A 17,085-nucleotide genomic window follows, 5' to 3' on the forward strand; every position below is an offset into this window, starting at 1 on the left:
AGCTGATCAGATCGTAGGTTCTTGATTTAGTTCCATTGAATTACGCAACAAAGCCGTAACAAAGCCACTGCCGCATTCCAACCTAGACCTATAAATAAACTATTCGAATGAAACAATGACTATATTTTAATCATGCATAGATCTACGTAGTTTTTCACTTCGAGCAAAGATAAAAAAGAAAATGAAGCAGACAACCCATAAAGCCGCTGAAATCTTTAAGTTAAGCAAACTTTCAGAGATCAGAGGTAAAGCTATTGAAAAAAGAAATAGTACAACTACAAAAAGCTCACATCCAGCACCTATAAATGAGTGTTTATGACGAAATAGCGCCCATCTAGAAATCATTTTGACAAACTACCTTTAAAAAAAACCAATCTTGAGACCTGATAAAAAAAAGCGAAGGTACTGATATCTTCGCTTTTTTAGGGATTGATAAACAACCCCAAGCTGATTTTATAGACTACCAGTTTAAGCAAATAATAAAAAAATCAGTATTAGATTGCGGACGGAATATCTCAAAATCGTTAATTATAAATTTTATTGCGCAAATCGATAGAGCTAATTAAGGAGCTTGAGCTTATCAGCTACGTAGCTTCATGCTTAACTCGTTGCAAAGCCAATAACCTGGAAGTAACACAATCAAGCACTTATTAATCGCAGTCCTCTGAACTTTGGACGAATAAAAAAGAGAAGCGAGTTACTTGCTTCTCTTTTGGGATGATGTTATTTTTTTATCGTTATCAGTAACATCGTTTAGTGGACACTCCGACAAAAATAAGCTCTAAAGCGAATCTTTAAACACCTTCTTTTGAGACCTCTATTTCACTCGTGTTAATACACTAGAGTCGGTATGAGAAAAAGGTTTACCATACACATGTAAAGCCGTTGTTTGAGAATAACGAATCGTGTCTTCTTCACTGAAATCCAAAAGCATAGTAAAGTCAGTTGTCGTATCGTTTGCTGTCATATATTTGCTCTCCGCAATACCTCGTTTTTGTGTCTTAAAGTCAATCTTGTCCCCAGCTTTACCCTCTGTAACGACACAAACAGCTCTTGGAATACAATAAGAGTTATAAACCATCTCATTTTCTTTATCGTAGATTAGGTAGCCACGTTGATCGTGAAACTTTCCATCATCACTCTTACGGAACACCTCTTGCTTGTAATAAAGTGCAACAAGATACTGATCACTCGCGTTTGTTGCATCGGCAGCTGGTTCAAAGATTATCGTTTCGTAAAAAGGCTCTACGGCAGGCCCACCTTTGCCAACCTTCGATCCTTCTTGACCAGGAGCAATATCTACCCCACCAGACTCTACACTTTTCCATTCTCCTACCAACTTAGCTAAAGGCCCAAAGTCGAGTCCGTTAATTACATTTGATTCTTGGGAAAAAGCCAAAGGAGAGGCTAAAAGTAAAGTTGCGAGTACAAAGCTGTTTTTCATTTTTTTATCCTTAATGATTGATTTAACTCGCGGCGAATAGTACACATGAAAAAAGTAAGGGTATAAGGAATTAAATCGATTGTTCTTTATGTTTTTTTTCATGAGAGTTTAATCAAAATATTGAGACTGAGACGTTGTACTCAATTTTAATTAATCGATAACTTCTACAGACCTAAACGCTAAGGCTACGGTTCCAATGAGATTGAATGTCACGATTTATATCAATAGATATCACGATAATAATGCTTTTAATCGCGCTCTAATCTTCATTCCATTAACGAGGTTATTTTTAAATAATTGATTTTAAAGTAAATTCAGATGAGTTAGACATGTATCTCATGCATAATGATATATGTTGAGTTTTCTATCGAAAGGCTTTGTAAATCTACTGGTGATAGATGGTATGGCTGTACAAAGTAGCCACGTTTAAGTTGGTGGGTATAATTATTGACTTAAAGACAAACGAATAAATAAGCGGAATGAGTAATTTGACATACTACAACAAAGAAAAAAGAACCCACCTTGCTCATGGGGTTTCAAGGCGGGCTATACATGAACAAAAGCGCTCATAAACAACGTCAGTTGGCTAGATGCCCCAATACCGATAGAGGCCACATTAATCATAAGGATACAAGTAAAGAGTGCAACTCCATGACTAATATAAATCCATGATTACCGTGAAACACATCGTTTCGTTGGCGTACCGCCATCACTCAACTTCTCGGCTCCCATTACGCAGAGTTAGACTTAAGTGGAGAAGACTGCCCTTTTATTCGCAATGAGCAAGATTGGTCCCGATTTTTAACCAGCCAATATTGCCGTCGATGGAAGCTGCACTTTGCAAAGAAAACGGCCAACGTGACGCCCACCATGACTTACCTCGGACGATACCTAAAACGTCCACCCATATCAGCGTCGCGTTTACGACATAATTTCCAGGGAGGCTTGGTGACGTTTGATTACCTCAACCATAGGAATGGTCGGACGGAATCCCTCATTTTGAGTCCAGAAACTCTGATAGAGCGCATGATTGAGCATATTCCTGATAAGCACTTCAAAATGATTCGATACTTCGGTTTTCTATCAAACCGACGTCGTGGTGAGATGATCCCTAAGGTCTACGATGCCTTAGGCATCGCCCCTAAAGACGCACCTGAAATGCCCGGCTACGCCGCCATGTTGAAAGGGTATGTGAAGGTTGACCCGTTTGAGTGCATTCTTTGTGGGCATCGTTTAACGTTTCTTCGTTTTAGGGCTGGAGAAGCGCTGTCAGAGCTGGTCCATCATGCTCTGGTTCAAGCTCAAATCAGGTCAATTTAGGCATTTCGCAGGATGAGTATATCTAAAATCCCGAAAACAGCATGAAAGTGTTCAACAAACACCCGTGTTTAGATTGTAGAGCAGAAGTTAGATCAGTCAGCGACTCATTCTGACGTGAGTTAGGCCGCGATCGTTCAGGTAAGGAATCATTCAGATTCCTTACCTTTCAAGTTTTTTGCTCAACTTGAGCCATGCTCTCGAACATTCACTTCCCCCTAAGTGGAACTTCACCGATACAAAATCCATCGTCATTACTTGATGGTTTTAACCAATCCTATCCTAACCTACCATGCTTGAATTCAGATCGAGACTGATAATGGGAACGCTTCTGGGTTAAGTAGTACCAGCTGTAAGGCATGAGCTCCAAGCTACTCTCTCCCAGATCTCTCCATACTCGATCATAACAATCAAAATCATTTCAGATATATATCATCTTCGTGCACCTACTACTTAACTCATTCTAAGGAGTGTTTCATGCACGATAACAACTACTACTTTGATGGTCCTGTCACCGCTGATAGGGTGCTCGACGCAGCCGCAGAAATCCTTGCTGCACGGGGCCTCCGAGGCGATCAATATTGCAATCCAGAACTCACTAAAACCTACCTTTCTTGCAAATTAAAAGCCTATGAAAGAGAAGTCTTTGCGGTAATGTTTCTCGACAACCAACATCACTTGATTTCATTTGAAGAGCTTTTCTTTGGCACCATTGACTCTGCCAGTGTCTACCCTAGAGAAGTAGTAAAAGCCGCATTAAAGACAAATGCCGCAGCAGTCATCTTTGCTCACAACCACCCTTCCGGTGATGCAACACCTTCACAAGCAGATAAAAGAATCACTCAAAGGCTTAAAGATGCTTTGGCGCTGGTGGATATTCGCGTTCTCGATCATATCGTTATTGGTGATAGTGCAGTTTCCTTTGCAGAAAGGGGGCTACTATGATTCAGAAAACATCTGGTAATGTGGAACTAATTGATTGTTTCCATCAAGCATTACTTTCGATATTCCAGCGTTACTCTATACCTCCCCAAGCTCAACGTATTGTTCTGAATTGTAGACAAAGACGTTACTACAAAACCGGACAAGGGCTTCATCCTATTGAGATTCAATTTCGCCGCACATCTATTAATGAAGACTGGCAGATTATCTGTTTGACTAGCTTTTCTTATTCAGAAAATAAACCCAAAGAGATGGAGCCGGAGCTCTACTTCCATCTATTCAACCTATGGTGTTATCAACCCGACACTAGAGTAGCAAGTCTGGAAGATCCACAAGTAAGAGAGTTACTTGATACTTGGCTTAAGGCCCTAAGCCGTCACATTACTCAGTACCTCTTTGATGATGTTCGATTGTCAATGATCCGCACATTCGATGAACAAACCACTAACTAATTTATACCGCTATTTTTAAAGGAGAATCATCATGTCTATTTTGCACTTCACACCTTCCCTACTGTCTGTCTCTGACAAGCTCCATGCATTAATCAATAAGCAACTCCAAACCTCCATAGAAGCTACAACGCCCAACAGTGAAACGCTTTCCATTAATTTTCGAGATAGGAGCTACAGTGCTGAAGAAGGAGGATACCACCCTGTAGAAATTGGCTTGAAAATAGAAAACAATATGCTGAACATTCTTTACATCACCGACTTTGCCTTTATGGGGAATCACTACCCAGAATTAGAGCGCTGTATAGATTTTGATTTTGGTAATCAGGTCGCCTTTACCGTGGCGACAGGGTGGCAAAGCATCCGCTCTGAAGGGATTGATGAGCTATATAAAATGTGGGAGCACAATTTCCTACACTACGTTGAAGCGGAATGCTATGACGAAATAGCAATCACTAATTAACCCCTACCTATCTAACCACACTTCCACCTGTTGCTTTGCTTCTTCCTTGTGCTCTTGTTTTACATGGGCCCCAACAGAAACTAACGCAGCCATCAAGACACTAATATCATCACTGTAGCCCACCCCCACCAACACATCGGGTATCGCATCAATAGGGAAAACAAAGTAGCCCAACGCACTCAGGATAGCAGTCTTAGCCCAACGCGGTGTATCGCTATCTTTCGCACAGTAATAAAGAGTCAAAGCCGTTTCAATCACATCACGACCAGCTTTCTTGGCGTAGCGTTTAATCTTCCTCCAAAACGAGTGATCACTGAAATGTCTTTGGTGCTGGGTATCTTGCATCGTAAGTCCTCTAGTCAGACTTCAGGATACTGGTTAACAAACTCACTTTTAATACCAAACCTTAGCTAATGCGACATAAGTTAACGTAGCACTTTGTAATATGCATTAGCACTCAACACTTAATAAGAAGGACCATCAAATGGGATTTTGGGACAACGTTGGAAAGCTTGCAAAAGCAGGCGCACAGGCAGGAGCTAAAGTGGCTTCTGACACGTACGGAGACATGAAAGAAGCACAGGCAGACTCTGCTCGTAAGAGCGATGATCAGCTAGCTCGTACTATTGCAAAGCGCTCAGGTGGTACATGGGCGATAGGAGCAGCTCGTCAAGAACTTAAAAGTCGCGGATATGGTGATGACGAGATTCGAAGTCTAGTGAGTCGCCACCGCTAGTTATATTAGGGGCGCGGTAAACTCACCGCGTCCGCTTCTTTATTCATTTACTTCCCCGTAAAACGCTGCGACATAAGTCAGCGCAGCGACTCGTAAACTCTCTCCAATCAATTCGTTAGCTCATTGTCTTTACTCATTAATCATATGAGAAAAGAGATGTGCGCTTAAATATAAAGCCATCTATGGACGATACTAAAGTTAATCGCTCTCAACATTACATACAGTTAGTTCTTGAGATTTATAAGCGCATTCCTAACAGTCGCAAGATCACTGCAAAGGAAATTCAACAACAGCTAAATGAAGTGGGCATTGTCAGGTCGGAGCGAACCATTCAGCGCAACCTCACTGACATCGCTCAGTTTTTTGATGATGTTGATGTCGATACGCGCGATAAGCCTTTTGGTTACAGTCGCCGCTCACAAAACTTACTCTCGTACGGCCCACAAGAGGCTGTACTGCTCAGCCTAGCTGAAAACTATCTACGCTACCTTCTTCCTGTCAATTTAATGAAAACGCTCGACAGTATTTTTAATGATGCGAAGCAACACCTTTTCCCAACCATCAGCAACCTTAAGGAGCGCCAATGGTTGAAGAAAGTGCGCTTTGTTAGTGAGGGTGTCCCATTTCTTCCCCCTAATCTCGATAATGAGATTTTTGAAAAGGTGAGTTACGCTCTCTTCCACAATCGTTACCTATCTCTTTGTTATACGAATACTAACCTTGAGCGTAAGACTAAAGAGGTAATGCCATTGGGGCTAGCACAACAAGGTAGTCGTCTGTATCTGGTGTGCCGCTTCCATGGTCACACCAACGAACGTTCTCTGGCATTACATCGAATCCAAAAAGCTAGTATCTCTACGTTTGATTTTGCGTACCCAAACAACTTCAATCTAGAGCAATATGATTTAGATGGCCGCTTTTACTTTGGAGAAGGAGAAGAGATAGTGTTGTCGTTTTGTATCAGACAAGAAAGTGGTTATCACTTATTAGAAACACCGTTATCGACGAAGCAAAGTGTGAAGTTAATCGATGGAGGATATCAATTCACTGCAACGGTGATTGATTCACTTCAGCTAGATCGATGGTTACTTGGCTTTGGTAGTGATGTATGGAATATAACTAAAGAGGCAGGCTCACCAAAACTGTCTTAAAGCATTATTACTTTCTATCTGTCAGTAAATCTAACCTTCATCTCGCTCTGCTACTCTTTCCAAAATCCAATCTTGAAGTTCACTCTCGACCCAAGCCACGCTGCGTAATCCCAACGATACTGATTTAGGAAACTTTTCATCTGCCATGAGTTTGTACATGTGTGCACGGCTCAACCCAGTCATATCTAACACTTCTTTTAATCGAATTAGTCTCATTTTTCTTTCCTCATGAATTACTCGTCATAAGGAGAGAGCTAGTTGTAAATTTTCCGGACTCTAACCAAGGAGCACCTATGCCTGAACATCACGACCTTTTCACCACGCTTGAAAACGAGATACATCAAGCACCGCTTAATGAACAAACGCGAACTAAGCTACTCGATAATCTTGAACAAATGAAAACCACAGAACTCAACATTCTGATCACGGGAGCTACTGGAGCTGGAAAAAGTTCTACGATAAATGCCCTTTTCGACATGGCGATTGCAGAAGTAGGTACAAGCTGTGAGCCACACACCCAAGGAATCAATCAATACCGCTTGAACAACCTAATTCTTTGGGACAGTCCGGGCTTAGGAGACGGAGTCGAAGAAGATGAGCAACACGCTCGCTTACTAGAAAAGACATTGAAAACCAAAGATGACCAAAAGCGTTTTGTCATCGATTTAGTCCTTGTCATTCTCGATGGTGGTTCTCGTGATCTAGGAACTCCAATTACTTTAATCAACGATGTACTTATTCCTGCACTAGGAAAAGAAGCTCAGCACCGTCTAATGATTGCCATTAATCAAGCAGACAATGCTTTGAAAGGGAGCCAAGCGTGGGACCATGAAAGTAATACGCCAACTTCCGCAGCCAAAGATCACCTAGAAGCCATGGTGAACTCCATTCATCGCCGTGTACTACGGGCTACAGGGGTTTATTTAAAACCGATTTACTACGTTGCTGGTCACTGTGATGGCACAACCAAACAGCGTCCCTATAACCTCTCCAAGCTGTTGTATCTGATTGTTGAACGCCTACCAAAAAATAAACGGCTCATACTGGCTAATCGTACGCTTTCCCCTCGACATGAGAATTGGGAAGACAACGATGCCAGTGATTACAACAAAAAAACCAGTTTTAGCCTGTGGGAAGCCATCTTCGATACGACAACTAAAGGAGCAGAGTATGGAGAGGAAATAGGAAGCATCTTTGGCACTACAGGCCAACACATTGGAAAAGTCATAGGAGGCGCGCTAGGAGCCTGCCTAGGTGGCTTGCGTTACATCTTCGGCTGGTAGGTAGTCTCATACCGCCCAACCTCACAAACCAAGACTCTCTTCGACACAAGTTGTCGTAGCCATCTTTTAGTATCAACTCATTAAATAATCGATAAAGGAAATAACCATGAAACATATGGTCAAAATGTCAGTTTCAACTCTAACTTCACTTGTATTATTAGGTTGTGGGGGCGGTTCATCGTCAAGTGGCACTACTCCAACACCTACACCATCAACAGTTACTGTTAAAGCTATTGATGGTTATCTCGTAGATGCAGAAGTATGGATTGATGTAAATGACAATCTAGCTGTAGATGCGGGCGACCGTTATATCGGCTTAACTGACACATCTGGCGAAATCAAAGTCGATGAAGCAGATACTGCACATGCAATCATCGTCAAGGCCATTGCAGGACAAACATACGACCAAGATACAGGGGGGCGTCTGAACCGTACGTATGAGATGGTGTCTGTAGAAAGCAGCAACTACATTTCACCGTTCTCTACATTGGCACGTGTTAACGACACCACTACAGACGTTATCGCAACTGACCTAGGTTATGAAGCTGATCTTATCTCAGGTGACTACGTGGCTGCAACTGGACACGAAGCTGAGAAGACTCATCTTCTTGCACGTTCTACGGTTGAGCTACTAGGTGGTAATATCGCGGCAACACAAGCGGGAGCGTCGGATATCACTACTAAAGTCAATGCTTTGCCAGCGACAATCGATACGTTGGTGAATAGCGGTGAAGACTTAAACACTAAGGTTATTAAAGCAGACGGAAACGCAGAAACTAAACTGCCGCCACTAGACGCTTACCTTAACGACCAAGTCCTTTACCAGTTCTCTACCAATGAGACTCGTTATGAGCGTGAAGGCTACAGTAGCCTTGAGTTCCAAAATGAACACATGACTTACAATAACATCATGATGGCTGAAAGCTTCGATACCGCAGTAATCGTTGTTAACAACAGCTACATTCGCTCTATTGATAACCGTAACGATAACTTCCTCTATCTAAGTGATGAGTTTGGTCTTACGGTTTCAAGCACAGGCACGCTAGATTTCGTAACGTCGGATACTTCTATCATCGATACGAATACTGGTGCTGTAAACTTTAACCACATCATCGGTCAACATGACTGGTACACTGGTAAGTCTGTATACTGGTTAATCGATAATGCAGAAGATACGGATAAAGCATCACCTACTCTAGTGCAGTTCGACTTCACTGACCAATGGCGTGGCGTTATGATTCAGGATAACCATTCTGACCAACCATTCGCATGGGACGTTACACCAGAAGGCGCTGTATCTATTACTCGTGATAACGGCGACAAGGTTCTAATCTTCCAACCTGTAATCAAGAACGGCGACATGATTGTATCTGTGATGAAGCACGCAGAAAGCAAATACTCTCGTATCCCAATGTTCCTAGTAACAGAAAAAGATATGGCTCTTAACTTGTACAGTGAATGGGCAAAATAAAAAGTAAGGTAAGGAGAGGAGCGATTACTCCTCTTATTTTTTGCCATAACTTTCTGCAAACAATAGCCATTGAAATGCCTTGGTTTAAAGAAGTACCAAAGCTCTTCCAGATGTAAGACTCGGTAGCCGCTAGACGTTTGAACGAGGAATAACTTTCGAACGTAGCTCATGATTCTCAAAGTCAACCGAGGAAACTGTGAAGTCGCTAGGCCTGAAACACCAAAGATTACCGTCAACAAGAATAAGTACAGTCAATCTGAAGAGTTACTCAAGAACATGAGCAACCCTGATTACAAAAAGCCATCCAGTAACAACAAGTCTGGTGGTGTGAAATGGCTTCCTTATCCCGAAGTGGATTTGAAGTACGGAGAGTCTACTGGTTATGTCACTACAGCGCCCTGTATAGTCCTAAAAATTGATATTCACTCTAGTGAGGGGAGTTACCGCTTTAATGCGGATTAAACAACTGAAAGGCCACAGGGGCCTTTCTTTTTTGTAAACTCAATAGCGACTGTAATCGAAGCTTCTTCCATTCCCAGATAGTTTACTTTCTTTTTTAGCAAAGTAACTAACACGGTAAAAGGCCTGATTGTATTGATTATCATAGATCTCTTTATCGCATCTCTTATTGATTTCACACCTGCCGTTCTCAGCGAAATAAACCGCACTACTTACTTGTTCAACAGAAAGACCAGTTGCACTTGCCCAAGCTTTAGTAATCATTCCAGAAAAGTACTCTCCTGTAAGGTCATCGTAAGGCCCGATTCCTTTAAAAACATCACCATTTAGCAATACGGCTACGTGATAGTGTGGATTCCCAGAATTTGCCTTTTCTTTGCACCAAATAAATCGAGGTTTAGAGTGACGGTTATGACTTTTACGTTTTAAGTAAGCACACATAATCGCTTTGAAGGATTCTTGAAATTTTGTGATTTGCTTACTTGATACTTTCTCGTTTGAAAAGCCTTGGGGGTATCTCAAATCCAAACGAAGTAGCAACGTTCGAGGGTATTGATCTAGAGCCCTATCAAAAGTGCTTTTGATAGCTACAAGGCAGGAAGGTATTAGAGGTCCTTTCTTGGTGTATACCGGTAAGTCCATATCATCAATGGTGAGTATTTCTGCATGTTCAAGATAATTGTTCATTTCTATCATTCCTATTGGTTAGTGTTCTCAATAGGTAGATAGGTTGTTGTAATTAATTAGATTAGGTTCGAGATAATAATATTATTACCGACAGTTTTTAGTCCCCGACCTTTAGTAAGGTTCCTTTGCATAGTAAGGGATTGTCTTAGGTATAAACATGTAATGGTTACTCTGATAAAGATCCCCTGAAGCAAAGAAATTGACGCTGCTGATTTGATAAATATCGAACCTCATAACCTCCACTTGTAAAGCCACTACTACTTGTGAATTCAATCAAGCCTATCACTTGCTTTGCCATACACTCAGCAATCAAATTTAAGTAACGTTCTTCAAATTTTGAATTTTCAAAAACAAAGAGTTTTCGCACTAGACCTATGTAAGCGTTAGTATCGTAGAGCGATGGATAGTTATCCTTAGTTAACAACTCTGCTGCCAACTGTTCCGCTCTAAAGTCCATGTGCATCAAGGAGATTTTGCAGGCATCATTTTTTGTAAGATGGGCACCTACATAATCTAAAAAAGAGACTGGCAAAACCTTTGTGGGCTGAGTATTAATACTTTGTAAGCTGAAGGAGCTATTGATATCAACTTCCCCTACACAGCAAAACGTCTTTATCTCAATCTTAGAAAAATTCGTAAAGTATATTGCTTTGTATTTTCCCAACAAAGGGGAGCGCCCCCCTGGGATGTAATGGCATAAGTAGTCGAGTGAAACTAACTTTCTGACAATTGATTGTAATCTACTCTCACTGCATCCCATCCAAGAGCACAAATCTTTGACACCGACTCCCTCAACAATTCCACAGCGGCCTGCCTTTCCAACCAGCAACATCATGAAAAAACGATTTGCTGGTTTTAACTTGTGCCGCACAGGGTGAGATAACTTCAAGACTCTATGCAATACATCTTGATTGGATTCAAAAAAATCACGCCCCAAAAGCGTATCGAGTAACTCAAAGTCAATCCAATATTCACAAACTGGTCTACCTCGCTGACCTTTTTGTTTTTGGTCTACGCGTAAAAGAGTAATGATTCCAGCAGCAATAAGTTGCTCTTTACATTTCACGATCAGCCCTCTGCTAAAACAATATTTAGCAGCCATATATACAAGAGGCTTTCTGTAAATTTGTTGCTTAGAAACATCACTAAGCATATAAAAAAGCAGCAACTTAGCTTCAGGGCTCAAACCATCTACGTTTGAATAAAACAGCCTTCCAATCTTAATTTCCAATTTAAATCCACAATAAATGGTATTAAAAAACCAATTTAAACACAATCCGTGACTAAGTCACGTGACATAGTCCGCATGAATTGAAAAGAAAAACAGGCATAATATCTATTGTTAATAAGAAAAGCAGAGAAAGATAAAATTGAAGAAACTGAATGAGTTTGACTTTCAAAATGAAGCTCATATTGCTTGGCTAAACAATTACCTAACTCACTTTCAAAAACACTCAGTTACTGGACAGGAGTATTTGTTTTTCCGAGTAGAATCTTTATTTTTAGAGGAGATAACTGAAGAAAGATTTAACAATTTCTTACTTGAATTCTCTCGTGAAAGCGTTAGCGATGTGCTTTTTATTAGTAAGCTTAAGGCTGCTTGGAGAAAGAAACGAGCGAGAGACGAAGCAAAAAGATTAGGTGTTACATATTACAATCTCGAACTAAGTATTGGATTGAAAAAGCGTCTCGAAACACTCTCTGGCAATAACTCATATCAAAAAACATTGGAGAATTTGATCGATGGTTCGTTTGCCAAAGAGCAAAAGATACGCAACTTATCCAAAGAAGATCGTATCGTCTCATTTCAAAACATAGAGATTGTGAAATTACGAGAACGCCTGAAAACTAAAAATGAAAAGATCTCTGCGTTAGAAAGCGAACTAGAGTACTTAAGAGGGCTAATATCAAAAGAACGAAAAGAATGACAGCAAGCTAAGCTCATCTTCGAGTCAAACATTCAAAGGCTCTTAGATGACAATTGCTTTCAATCTCTCTAGCCAAACTTTTGGCAGTACCATTAGCAGTATTCAAGCAATAAAGTTTATTTTAAATTACATTAAAACAACAATATAAAGCATCAATTCAGATGACGCCACCACAGAGAAAGACGCCTTTGGGCGTCTTTTTTATACCTAAAGAAAAGTGAACGAATAACTGAATGCGCACGTGTGTGAATACTCGCCCTATGTCGCATTCGCGTGATTGCGATCGTTCGTATCCAGAAGTGACTGAGTAGAATACTCCGAAATATATACTAGCAAATTAGAGGTTGTGTACAGTCTCTAAGCCGATTTTGTCGTTGATAGTGGCAATACATTAGTCACCGTTAGGGCCTGTAACTTCTCACCCCATGCTTGCAGAACTATTAATTGTTCATCAAGATAATCATGATGATTATAAACCTTCAACATACCCGGAAGCTGGTGTCCAACGGTCTTCTCTATCGCTACAATATCTAATCCCATCTCACTGCAACGACTTATAAAAGTTCGACGTAAGTCATGTGGAGAAAAGCGTTCAAAACTCTCAGGCAGATTGCGCTTTATCAATGCTCGTACAGCAGCTGGCTCTTGAACTTTATCGACGGTTAACTGAGGCCAAACCAACTTCCATCTAATTGATACGTTCTCGCGCTGCTCTTTTAGAAGGTCCACTAAATAATTACTCAATGGAACCTTACGGCTCTCTAAGCTCTTCGTATGACGATCTTCGGAACTGGCAGGCAATAGCCATACCATTTCCTCTAAATCAATCTCACTCCAGCGCATTTCAAGTACTGCACTAATACGTTGCCCACACCCTAGCAAAAAATGCATTAAACGAATGTTAGCGGGTTCTGTACGCCAATTAGGTAAATCAATGAGTAAGACCTTTAGTTCTGAAAAACTCAAATTACGTTTTGTGATCTTAGAGCCACCACCTACATCTTTTGATTTCAAATGTGGTGCTGGGTGAACACCAATCATATTCAAAGCTAACGCATGGTTGATAACCTGATTTATGATTTTATGGCATGCACCAATAGCTCCTGCTTTCCTTTTCCCATTTGCATCAACTTTTGCATCAAAGACTTTATTAAGGTCCATCATTCTCAGCTTTTCTAACTTTATGTCTCCGATAAATGGTTTGATATCTCGCGCATAAATTATCCTCGACTGCTCACCTCGTAGCTGCTTAGATAAACGCTTTTCGTCAAAGCTCATAAAGGCGTCATCAAAAGTTTTTGCTTCTTCTTTCTCACGCTGTTCTCGTACCAGTTCCTGTTTGGGATTTTTGTTATTTTCAAGCCAACTCCGGTAGCGCCCAGCTTCTTTTCGAGCTTGTTCAAGTGTCATACCGGTTTCAGGTTTCGACTTCACATAGCGTCCCATGGATATTTTTTCGTGCTTTTTTCCTATCTGGAAACGAAAAACCCAAGTCATAGTTCCCGTAGGTCGAACACGAACGTTTAACCCTTCAATTTTTTTATCTGGAAGTAAGTATTCTTTTTCCTGTGGCTTCAACGACTGCAACGTTGCATTCGTACTTATTCTCTTCGTCATGACAAGAAACCTCTACATTTCTGGGTACGGCGTGGGGTACGGGGAAAGGTGAGTTTTAATTGTACGCCTAAAGACCTCCTGAGACAACAAACACAAAATAACCCAATATAAACAGAAAGATAAGTAGCAATTACGGATTTTACGAGACATCCTGAGATTATAATATCGATTTACCCACCACATGGAAGCTGGTGTGTTCTTAGAGCGTAAAGCATAAGTCTCGCTTTCTCGGTCTAAGACAAACAGCAGATACAAAAAAACGAGCCAATTGGCTCGTTTTTTTATTTGTAGATTGGTTTAAGCAGTTTTACCGATAAAGCCTAGCTTCTTACCTACCCAGGCTAAAAGCAGCATCGCGACAATAATCGCAAAGAAGTTTGAACCTGCATCAGGGTGTTGTGCTTTCACAAAAGCCGAGTGGCCAAATGCACCCACGAAGAAACAAGCTAAACCAACTAGTGGGATATCTTCAGATACTGGGTTAGTTAGGTACTCTTGGTAAAGCGCTTGTACTGCCAAAACTAAAGCGATCAGCGGGAAAATAGAGAAGCCCACTTCGCTCATTGTTACCCAAGATAACAATGCATCACCACACACACCGGCTACAACAGCAAGTACGAGTGTCTTTCTTTCAGAACCACGGTTTACAGTATTATTTTCATTCGACATTATTCAATCCCGCCTTTTAATCGGTTACGTTCACGTTCTTTACGATACCAAAAAGCTCCTTTGGCCATCATTCGCAATTGCATGATCAAGCGTTCAGCCAATTCATCTCGCTGACGTCGATCTAAATCTAATGCTTCTGCCCCTGAGTTGAAGACTAAGATAACCGAGGCTTCCGCTTGAGTGAAAGCTTCATCCCTTGTCATGCCAGTCGTAATCAAATATTCGGTTAACTCAGCAGAGAAGTGCTGTATCTCACGAGCTACCGCTGCACGAAACTCAAATGAAGTTCCTGAGCGCTCTCGCAATAACAGTCTGAATACGTTAGGACTGCTTTCAATGAATTCCATAAAAGTTTCAACCGATGTGCGAATCACACTGCCTTCTTTTACTATGCGTTGTCTAGCTTGACGCATTAACTGGCGCAACAGTAAGCCACCTTCATCAACCATGGTCAAGCCAAGCTCATCCATGTCTTTGAAATGACGATAAAAGGAAGTCGGTGCTATTCCAGCCTCACGAGCGACTTCTCTCAAGCTTAGATTGGAAAAACTACGATCGGCGCTGAGTTGGCTAAATGCTGCATCGATTAAGCTGCGACGAGTTTTTTCTTTTTGCTGTGCGCGAATGCCCATTGGTTTCATACTTTATCAATTTCTTCTTTTACAGCCTAAACAGGCATGTCTAATACTCTGTTCAATATAACGCGAATCACTCATTTATATAAGGCACTCTGGTTATATAAGACACTAAACATACCTCTTTGTTCACGTACCGAAGTAAATACGTTCGAAGAAAAAATTTCAATATCCACACTGTCATTTGGAGACATACGACATACCAAATATTATTTTTTCGATAACACTGCGTGATCCCACCGACTCTCTGATGCCCTTTTCATGTACCCGAGAACAGAATCAGTTAAAATCTCGCTAAAGCAATGTTAATCAAATATAACAAGGAAGATATCTATGCCGCACTCCAACCACTTTGATGTAATCGTAATTGGTAGTGGCCCCGGAGGAGAAGGGGCAGCGATGGGATTAACCAAAGCCGGGTTGAACGTTGCAATCATTGAAAAAGAGAGCAGCGTTGGTGGTGGTTGTACTCACTGGGGAACCATTCCTTCAAAAGCACTGCGCCATGCCGTAAGTCGTATTATCGAATTCAACAGCAATCCGCTGTTTTGTCAGAATAACAAAAGCATTCACTCAACGTTTTCCAACATTCTGGGGCATGCTAAATCGGTTATCGACAAGCAGACTCGATTACGCCAAGGCTTCTACGACCGCAACCAGTGCACGTTGGTATTTGGTACTGCACGTTTTATCGATACCAACACTGTCTCGGTAATGCAAAGCGATGGCACTGAAGAACATTACAGTGCAGACAAATTTGTTATCGCGACAGGCTCTCGCCCTTACCAACCAGATAACGTCGACTTCCTACATGAACGTATCTACGACAGTGACTCGATTCTTTCTCTTAAACACGACCCGCAACACATCATCATCTATGGTGCTGGCGTTATTGGTTGTGAATACGCATCGATTTTCCGCGGTTTGGGTGTAAAAACCGATCTTATCAATACTCGTGACCGTCTTTTGTCATTCCTAGACAATGAAACCTCAGATGCACTTTCTTATCACTTCTGGAACAGCGGCGTCGTGATTCGCAACGATGAAACCTTTGAGAAAATTGAAGGCACTGATGATGGCGTGATCATTCACCTAGAGTCAGGTAAAAAGATGCGCGCTGATTGCCTACTGTATGCCAATGGCCGAACGGGTAATACCGATAAACTGAACCTTGGTGCTGTTGGCTTAGAAGCGGACTCGCGTGGTCAAGTCTCAGTAAACACCAACTACCAAACCAATGTAGACCATGTTTACGCTGTCGGTGATGTGATTGGCTACCCTAGCCTAGCAAGCGCGGCTTATGACCAAGGTCGATTTGTGGCTCAAGCAATTGTGAAAGGTGAAGCTGAACGCCACCTTATCGAAGACATTCCAACCGGCATCTACACCATCCCTGAGATCAGCTCTGTTGGTAAAACCGAGCAAGAACTTACCGCAGCTAAAGTACCGTATGAAGTAGGACGTTCTTCATTCAAACACCTAGCTCGTGCTCAAATTGCGGGTAAAGATATTGGTAGCTTGAAGATTCTGTTCCATCGCGAAACCAAAGAGATTTTAGGTATCCATGTGTTTGGTGAGCGTGCCGCTGAAATCATCCATATCGGGCAAGCGATCATGGAACAGAAAGGTGAAGCAAATACCATCGAGTACTTTGTGAATACGACCTTTAACTACCCAACGATGGCGGAAGCTTATCGCGTTGCAGCACTCAACGGGCTCAACCGTTTATTCTAGATATAGAACTAATAGGAGTATTTGACCACCCATAGGCCAAATGCATAAACAGCAAGCCATGCGCTTGCTGTTTTTATTTAAGATATTGAATATTAAGGTA

Annotated in this window: 18 protein-coding genes and 1 pseudogene; 11 read left to right on the forward strand and 8 right to left on the reverse strand. The window is 41.4% G+C overall.

What is annotated here, in order from left to right; all coding sequences use genetic code 11:
* Positions 1 to 817: 817 nt before the first annotated feature.
* Complete coding sequence (locus AB6E85_RS21955; protein ID WP_372144289.1) at positions 818 to 1,444, reverse strand: heme-binding beta-barrel domain-containing protein; 627 nt, start codon at positions 1,442 to 1,444, stop codon at positions 818 to 820.
* Between the two features lie 696 nt (positions 1,445 to 2,140).
* On the opposite strand from AB6E85_RS21955, the pseudogene AB6E85_RS21960 reads away from it, so the two are divergent.
* The 4 genes and pseudogenes from AB6E85_RS21960 to AB6E85_RS21975 form a co-directional block, all read left to right on the forward strand.
* Positions 2,141 to 2,764 (forward strand): annotated as a pseudogene (locus AB6E85_RS21960) (transposase); the annotation flags it as partial.
* Between the two features lie 474 nt (positions 2,765 to 3,238).
* Positions 3,239 to 3,706 carry a DNA repair protein RadC gene (gene radC, locus AB6E85_RS21965; RefSeq protein ID WP_017084882.1) on the forward strand — a complete coding sequence of 156 codons (468 nt, stop codon included), beginning with the start codon at positions 3,239 to 3,241 and terminating at the stop codon, positions 3,704 to 3,706.
* Positions 3,703 to 4,155 (forward strand): DUF2787 family protein, encoded by a 453-nt coding sequence (locus tag AB6E85_RS21970; protein WP_280556804.1) that lies wholly within the window; start codon positions 3,703 to 3,705, stop codon positions 4,153 to 4,155. Before radC ends, AB6E85_RS21970 begins: the two co-directional genes overlap by 4 nt.
* Positions 4,156 to 4,186: 31 nt before the next feature.
* The gene (locus AB6E85_RS21975) at positions 4,187 to 4,615 is read left to right on the forward strand and encodes a DUF2787 domain-containing protein (protein ID WP_371708856.1); all 429 of its coding nucleotides are present in this window, start codon (positions 4,187 to 4,189) and stop codon (positions 4,613 to 4,615) included.
* A 3-nt stretch (positions 4,616 to 4,618) separates the two neighbouring features.
* Here the strand turns inward: AB6E85_RS21975 and AB6E85_RS21980 are convergent, their stop codons facing one another.
* On the reverse strand, positions 4,619 to 4,960 hold the full coding sequence (locus tag AB6E85_RS21980) for a YkvA family protein (RefSeq protein ID WP_371708857.1): 342 nt from the start codon (positions 4,958 to 4,960) through the stop codon (positions 4,619 to 4,621).
* Positions 4,961 to 5,099: 139 nt separating this feature from the next.
* Between AB6E85_RS21980 and AB6E85_RS21985 the strand changes: the two genes are divergently transcribed.
* Entirely contained in the window at positions 5,100 to 5,351 is a 252-nt protein-coding gene (locus tag AB6E85_RS21985; RefSeq protein WP_371708858.1) for a hypothetical protein, read from the forward strand.
* A 182-nt stretch (positions 5,352 to 5,533) separates the two neighbouring features.
* Positions 5,534 to 6,502 carry a helix-turn-helix transcriptional regulator gene (locus AB6E85_RS21990; RefSeq protein ID WP_372144293.1) on the forward strand — a complete coding sequence of 323 codons (969 nt, stop codon included), beginning with the start codon at positions 5,534 to 5,536 and terminating at the stop codon, positions 6,500 to 6,502.
* Positions 6,503 to 6,532: 30 nt separating this feature from the next.
* Here AB6E85_RS21990 and AB6E85_RS21995 read toward each other — a convergent pair whose 3' ends face one another.
* Entirely contained in the window at positions 6,533 to 6,718 is a 186-nt protein-coding gene (locus tag AB6E85_RS21995; RefSeq protein WP_017084877.1) for an AlpA family transcriptional regulator, read from the reverse strand.
* 77 nt (positions 6,719 to 6,795) lie between these two features.
* Between AB6E85_RS21995 and AB6E85_RS22000 the strand changes: the two genes are divergently transcribed.
* From AB6E85_RS22000 to AB6E85_RS22010, 3 genes are all read left to right on the forward strand, one after another.
* On the forward strand, positions 6,796 to 7,785 hold the full coding sequence (locus AB6E85_RS22000) for a GTPase family protein (RefSeq protein WP_372144295.1): 990 nt from the start codon (positions 6,796 to 6,798) through the stop codon (positions 7,783 to 7,785).
* 106 nt (positions 7,786 to 7,891) lie between these two features.
* Entirely contained in the window at positions 7,892 to 9,256 is a 1,365-nt protein-coding gene (locus AB6E85_RS22005) for a hypothetical protein (RefSeq protein ID WP_372144297.1), read from the forward strand.
* A gap of 168 nt (positions 9,257 to 9,424) precedes the next feature.
* Positions 9,425 to 9,718, forward strand: a complete 294-nt coding sequence (locus AB6E85_RS22010; RefSeq protein ID WP_372144299.1) for a hypothetical protein — start codon at positions 9,425 to 9,427, stop codon at positions 9,716 to 9,718.
* 39 nt (positions 9,719 to 9,757) lie between these two features.
* Here the strand turns inward: AB6E85_RS22010 and AB6E85_RS22015 are convergent, their stop codons facing one another.
* Positions 9,758 to 10,402, reverse strand: coding sequence for an inovirus-type Gp2 protein (locus AB6E85_RS22015; RefSeq protein WP_372144301.1), 645 nt, complete (start codon positions 10,400 to 10,402; stop codon positions 9,758 to 9,760).
* A gap of 166 nt (positions 10,403 to 10,568) precedes the next feature.
* Entirely contained in the window at positions 10,569 to 11,633 is a 1,065-nt protein-coding gene (locus AB6E85_RS22020; RefSeq protein ID WP_017084873.1) for a hypothetical protein, read from the reverse strand.
* Between the two features lie 139 nt (positions 11,634 to 11,772).
* On the opposite strand from AB6E85_RS22020, the gene AB6E85_RS22025 reads away from it, so the two are divergent.
* Positions 11,773 to 12,330 (forward strand): hypothetical protein, encoded by a 558-nt coding sequence (locus AB6E85_RS22025; RefSeq protein WP_372144303.1) that lies wholly within the window; start codon positions 11,773 to 11,775, stop codon positions 12,328 to 12,330.
* A 357-nt stretch (positions 12,331 to 12,687) separates the two neighbouring features.
* Here AB6E85_RS22025 and AB6E85_RS22030 read toward each other — a convergent pair whose 3' ends face one another.
* The 3 genes from AB6E85_RS22030 to fabR form a co-directional block, all read right to left on the reverse strand.
* On the reverse strand, positions 12,688 to 13,947 hold the full coding sequence (locus tag AB6E85_RS22030) for a site-specific integrase (protein WP_017084871.1): 1,260 nt from the start codon (positions 13,945 to 13,947) through the stop codon (positions 12,688 to 12,690).
* 297 nt (positions 13,948 to 14,244) lie between these two features.
* The gene (locus tag AB6E85_RS22035; RefSeq protein ID WP_004736696.1) at positions 14,245 to 14,616 is read right to left on the reverse strand and encodes a YijD family membrane protein; all 372 of its coding nucleotides are present in this window, start codon (positions 14,614 to 14,616) and stop codon (positions 14,245 to 14,247) included.
* On the reverse strand, positions 14,616 to 15,257 hold the full coding sequence (gene fabR / locus AB6E85_RS22040; RefSeq protein ID WP_010438693.1) for an HTH-type transcriptional repressor FabR: 642 nt from the start codon (positions 15,255 to 15,257) through the stop codon (positions 14,616 to 14,618). Before fabR ends, AB6E85_RS22035 begins: the two co-directional genes overlap by 1 nt.
* A gap of 327 nt (positions 15,258 to 15,584) precedes the next feature.
* Here fabR and sthA point away from each other — a divergent pair, with 327 nt between their 5' ends.
* Positions 15,585 to 16,985, forward strand: a complete 1,401-nt coding sequence (gene sthA / locus AB6E85_RS22045; protein WP_017061048.1) for a Si-specific NAD(P)(+) transhydrogenase — start codon at positions 15,585 to 15,587, stop codon at positions 16,983 to 16,985.
* Positions 16,986 to 17,085 lie beyond the last annotated feature (100 nt).

This window comes from Vibrio sp. 10N.247.311.51, assembly GCF_041467855.1.
In the GTDB taxonomy this organism is placed as follows: domain Bacteria; phylum Pseudomonadota; class Gammaproteobacteria; order Enterobacterales; family Vibrionaceae; genus Vibrio; species Vibrio coralliirubri.

What these genes read in the sequence shown, in the direction of transcription:
- AB6E85_RS22030 (WP_017084871.1), bottom strand. Translation starts at nt 13,947, where the DNA reads ATGACGAAGAGAATAAGTACGAATGCAACGTTGCAGTCGTTGAAGCCA.
- AB6E85_RS22035 (WP_004736696.1), bottom strand. Translation starts at nt 14,616, where the DNA reads ATGTCGAATGAAAATAATACTGTAAACCGTGGTTCTGAAAGAAAGACA.
- AB6E85_RS21975 (WP_371708856.1), top strand. Translation starts at nt 4,187, where the DNA reads ATGTCTATTTTGCACTTCACACCTTCCCTACTGTCTGTCTCTGACAAG.
- AB6E85_RS22010 (WP_372144299.1), top strand. Translation starts at nt 9,425, where the DNA reads ATGATTCTCAAAGTCAACCGAGGAAACTGTGAAGTCGCTAGGCCTGAA.
- AB6E85_RS21955 (WP_372144289.1), bottom strand. Translation starts at nt 1,444, where the DNA reads ATGAAAAACAGCTTTGTACTCGCAACTTTACTTTTAGCCTCTCCTTTG.
- AB6E85_RS21995 (WP_017084877.1), bottom strand. Translation starts at nt 6,718, where the DNA reads ATGAGACTAATTCGATTAAAAGAAGTGTTAGATATGACTGGGTTGAGC.
- AB6E85_RS21970 (WP_280556804.1), top strand. Translation starts at nt 3,703, where the DNA reads ATGATTCAGAAAACATCTGGTAATGTGGAACTAATTGATTGTTTCCAT.
- AB6E85_RS21980 (WP_371708857.1), bottom strand. Translation starts at nt 4,960, where the DNA reads ATGCAAGATACCCAGCACCAAAGACATTTCAGTGATCACTCGTTTTGG.
- fabR (WP_010438693.1), bottom strand. Translation starts at nt 15,257, where the DNA reads ATGAAACCAATGGGCATTCGCGCACAGCAAAAAGAAAAAACTCGTCGC.
- AB6E85_RS21990 (WP_372144293.1), top strand. Translation starts at nt 5,534, where the DNA reads ATGGACGATACTAAAGTTAATCGCTCTCAACATTACATACAGTTAGTT.
- AB6E85_RS21985 (WP_371708858.1), top strand. Translation starts at nt 5,100, where the DNA reads ATGGGATTTTGGGACAACGTTGGAAAGCTTGCAAAAGCAGGCGCACAG.
- radC (WP_017084882.1), top strand. Translation starts at nt 3,239, where the DNA reads ATGCACGATAACAACTACTACTTTGATGGTCCTGTCACCGCTGATAGG.
- AB6E85_RS22000 (WP_372144295.1), top strand. Translation starts at nt 6,796, where the DNA reads ATGCCTGAACATCACGACCTTTTCACCACGCTTGAAAACGAGATACAT.
- AB6E85_RS22005 (WP_372144297.1), top strand. Translation starts at nt 7,892, where the DNA reads ATGAAACATATGGTCAAAATGTCAGTTTCAACTCTAACTTCACTTGTA.
- sthA (WP_017061048.1), top strand. Translation starts at nt 15,585, where the DNA reads ATGCCGCACTCCAACCACTTTGATGTAATCGTAATTGGTAGTGGCCCC.
- AB6E85_RS22015 (WP_372144301.1), bottom strand. Translation starts at nt 10,402, where the DNA reads ATGAACAATTATCTTGAACATGCAGAAATACTCACCATTGATGATATG.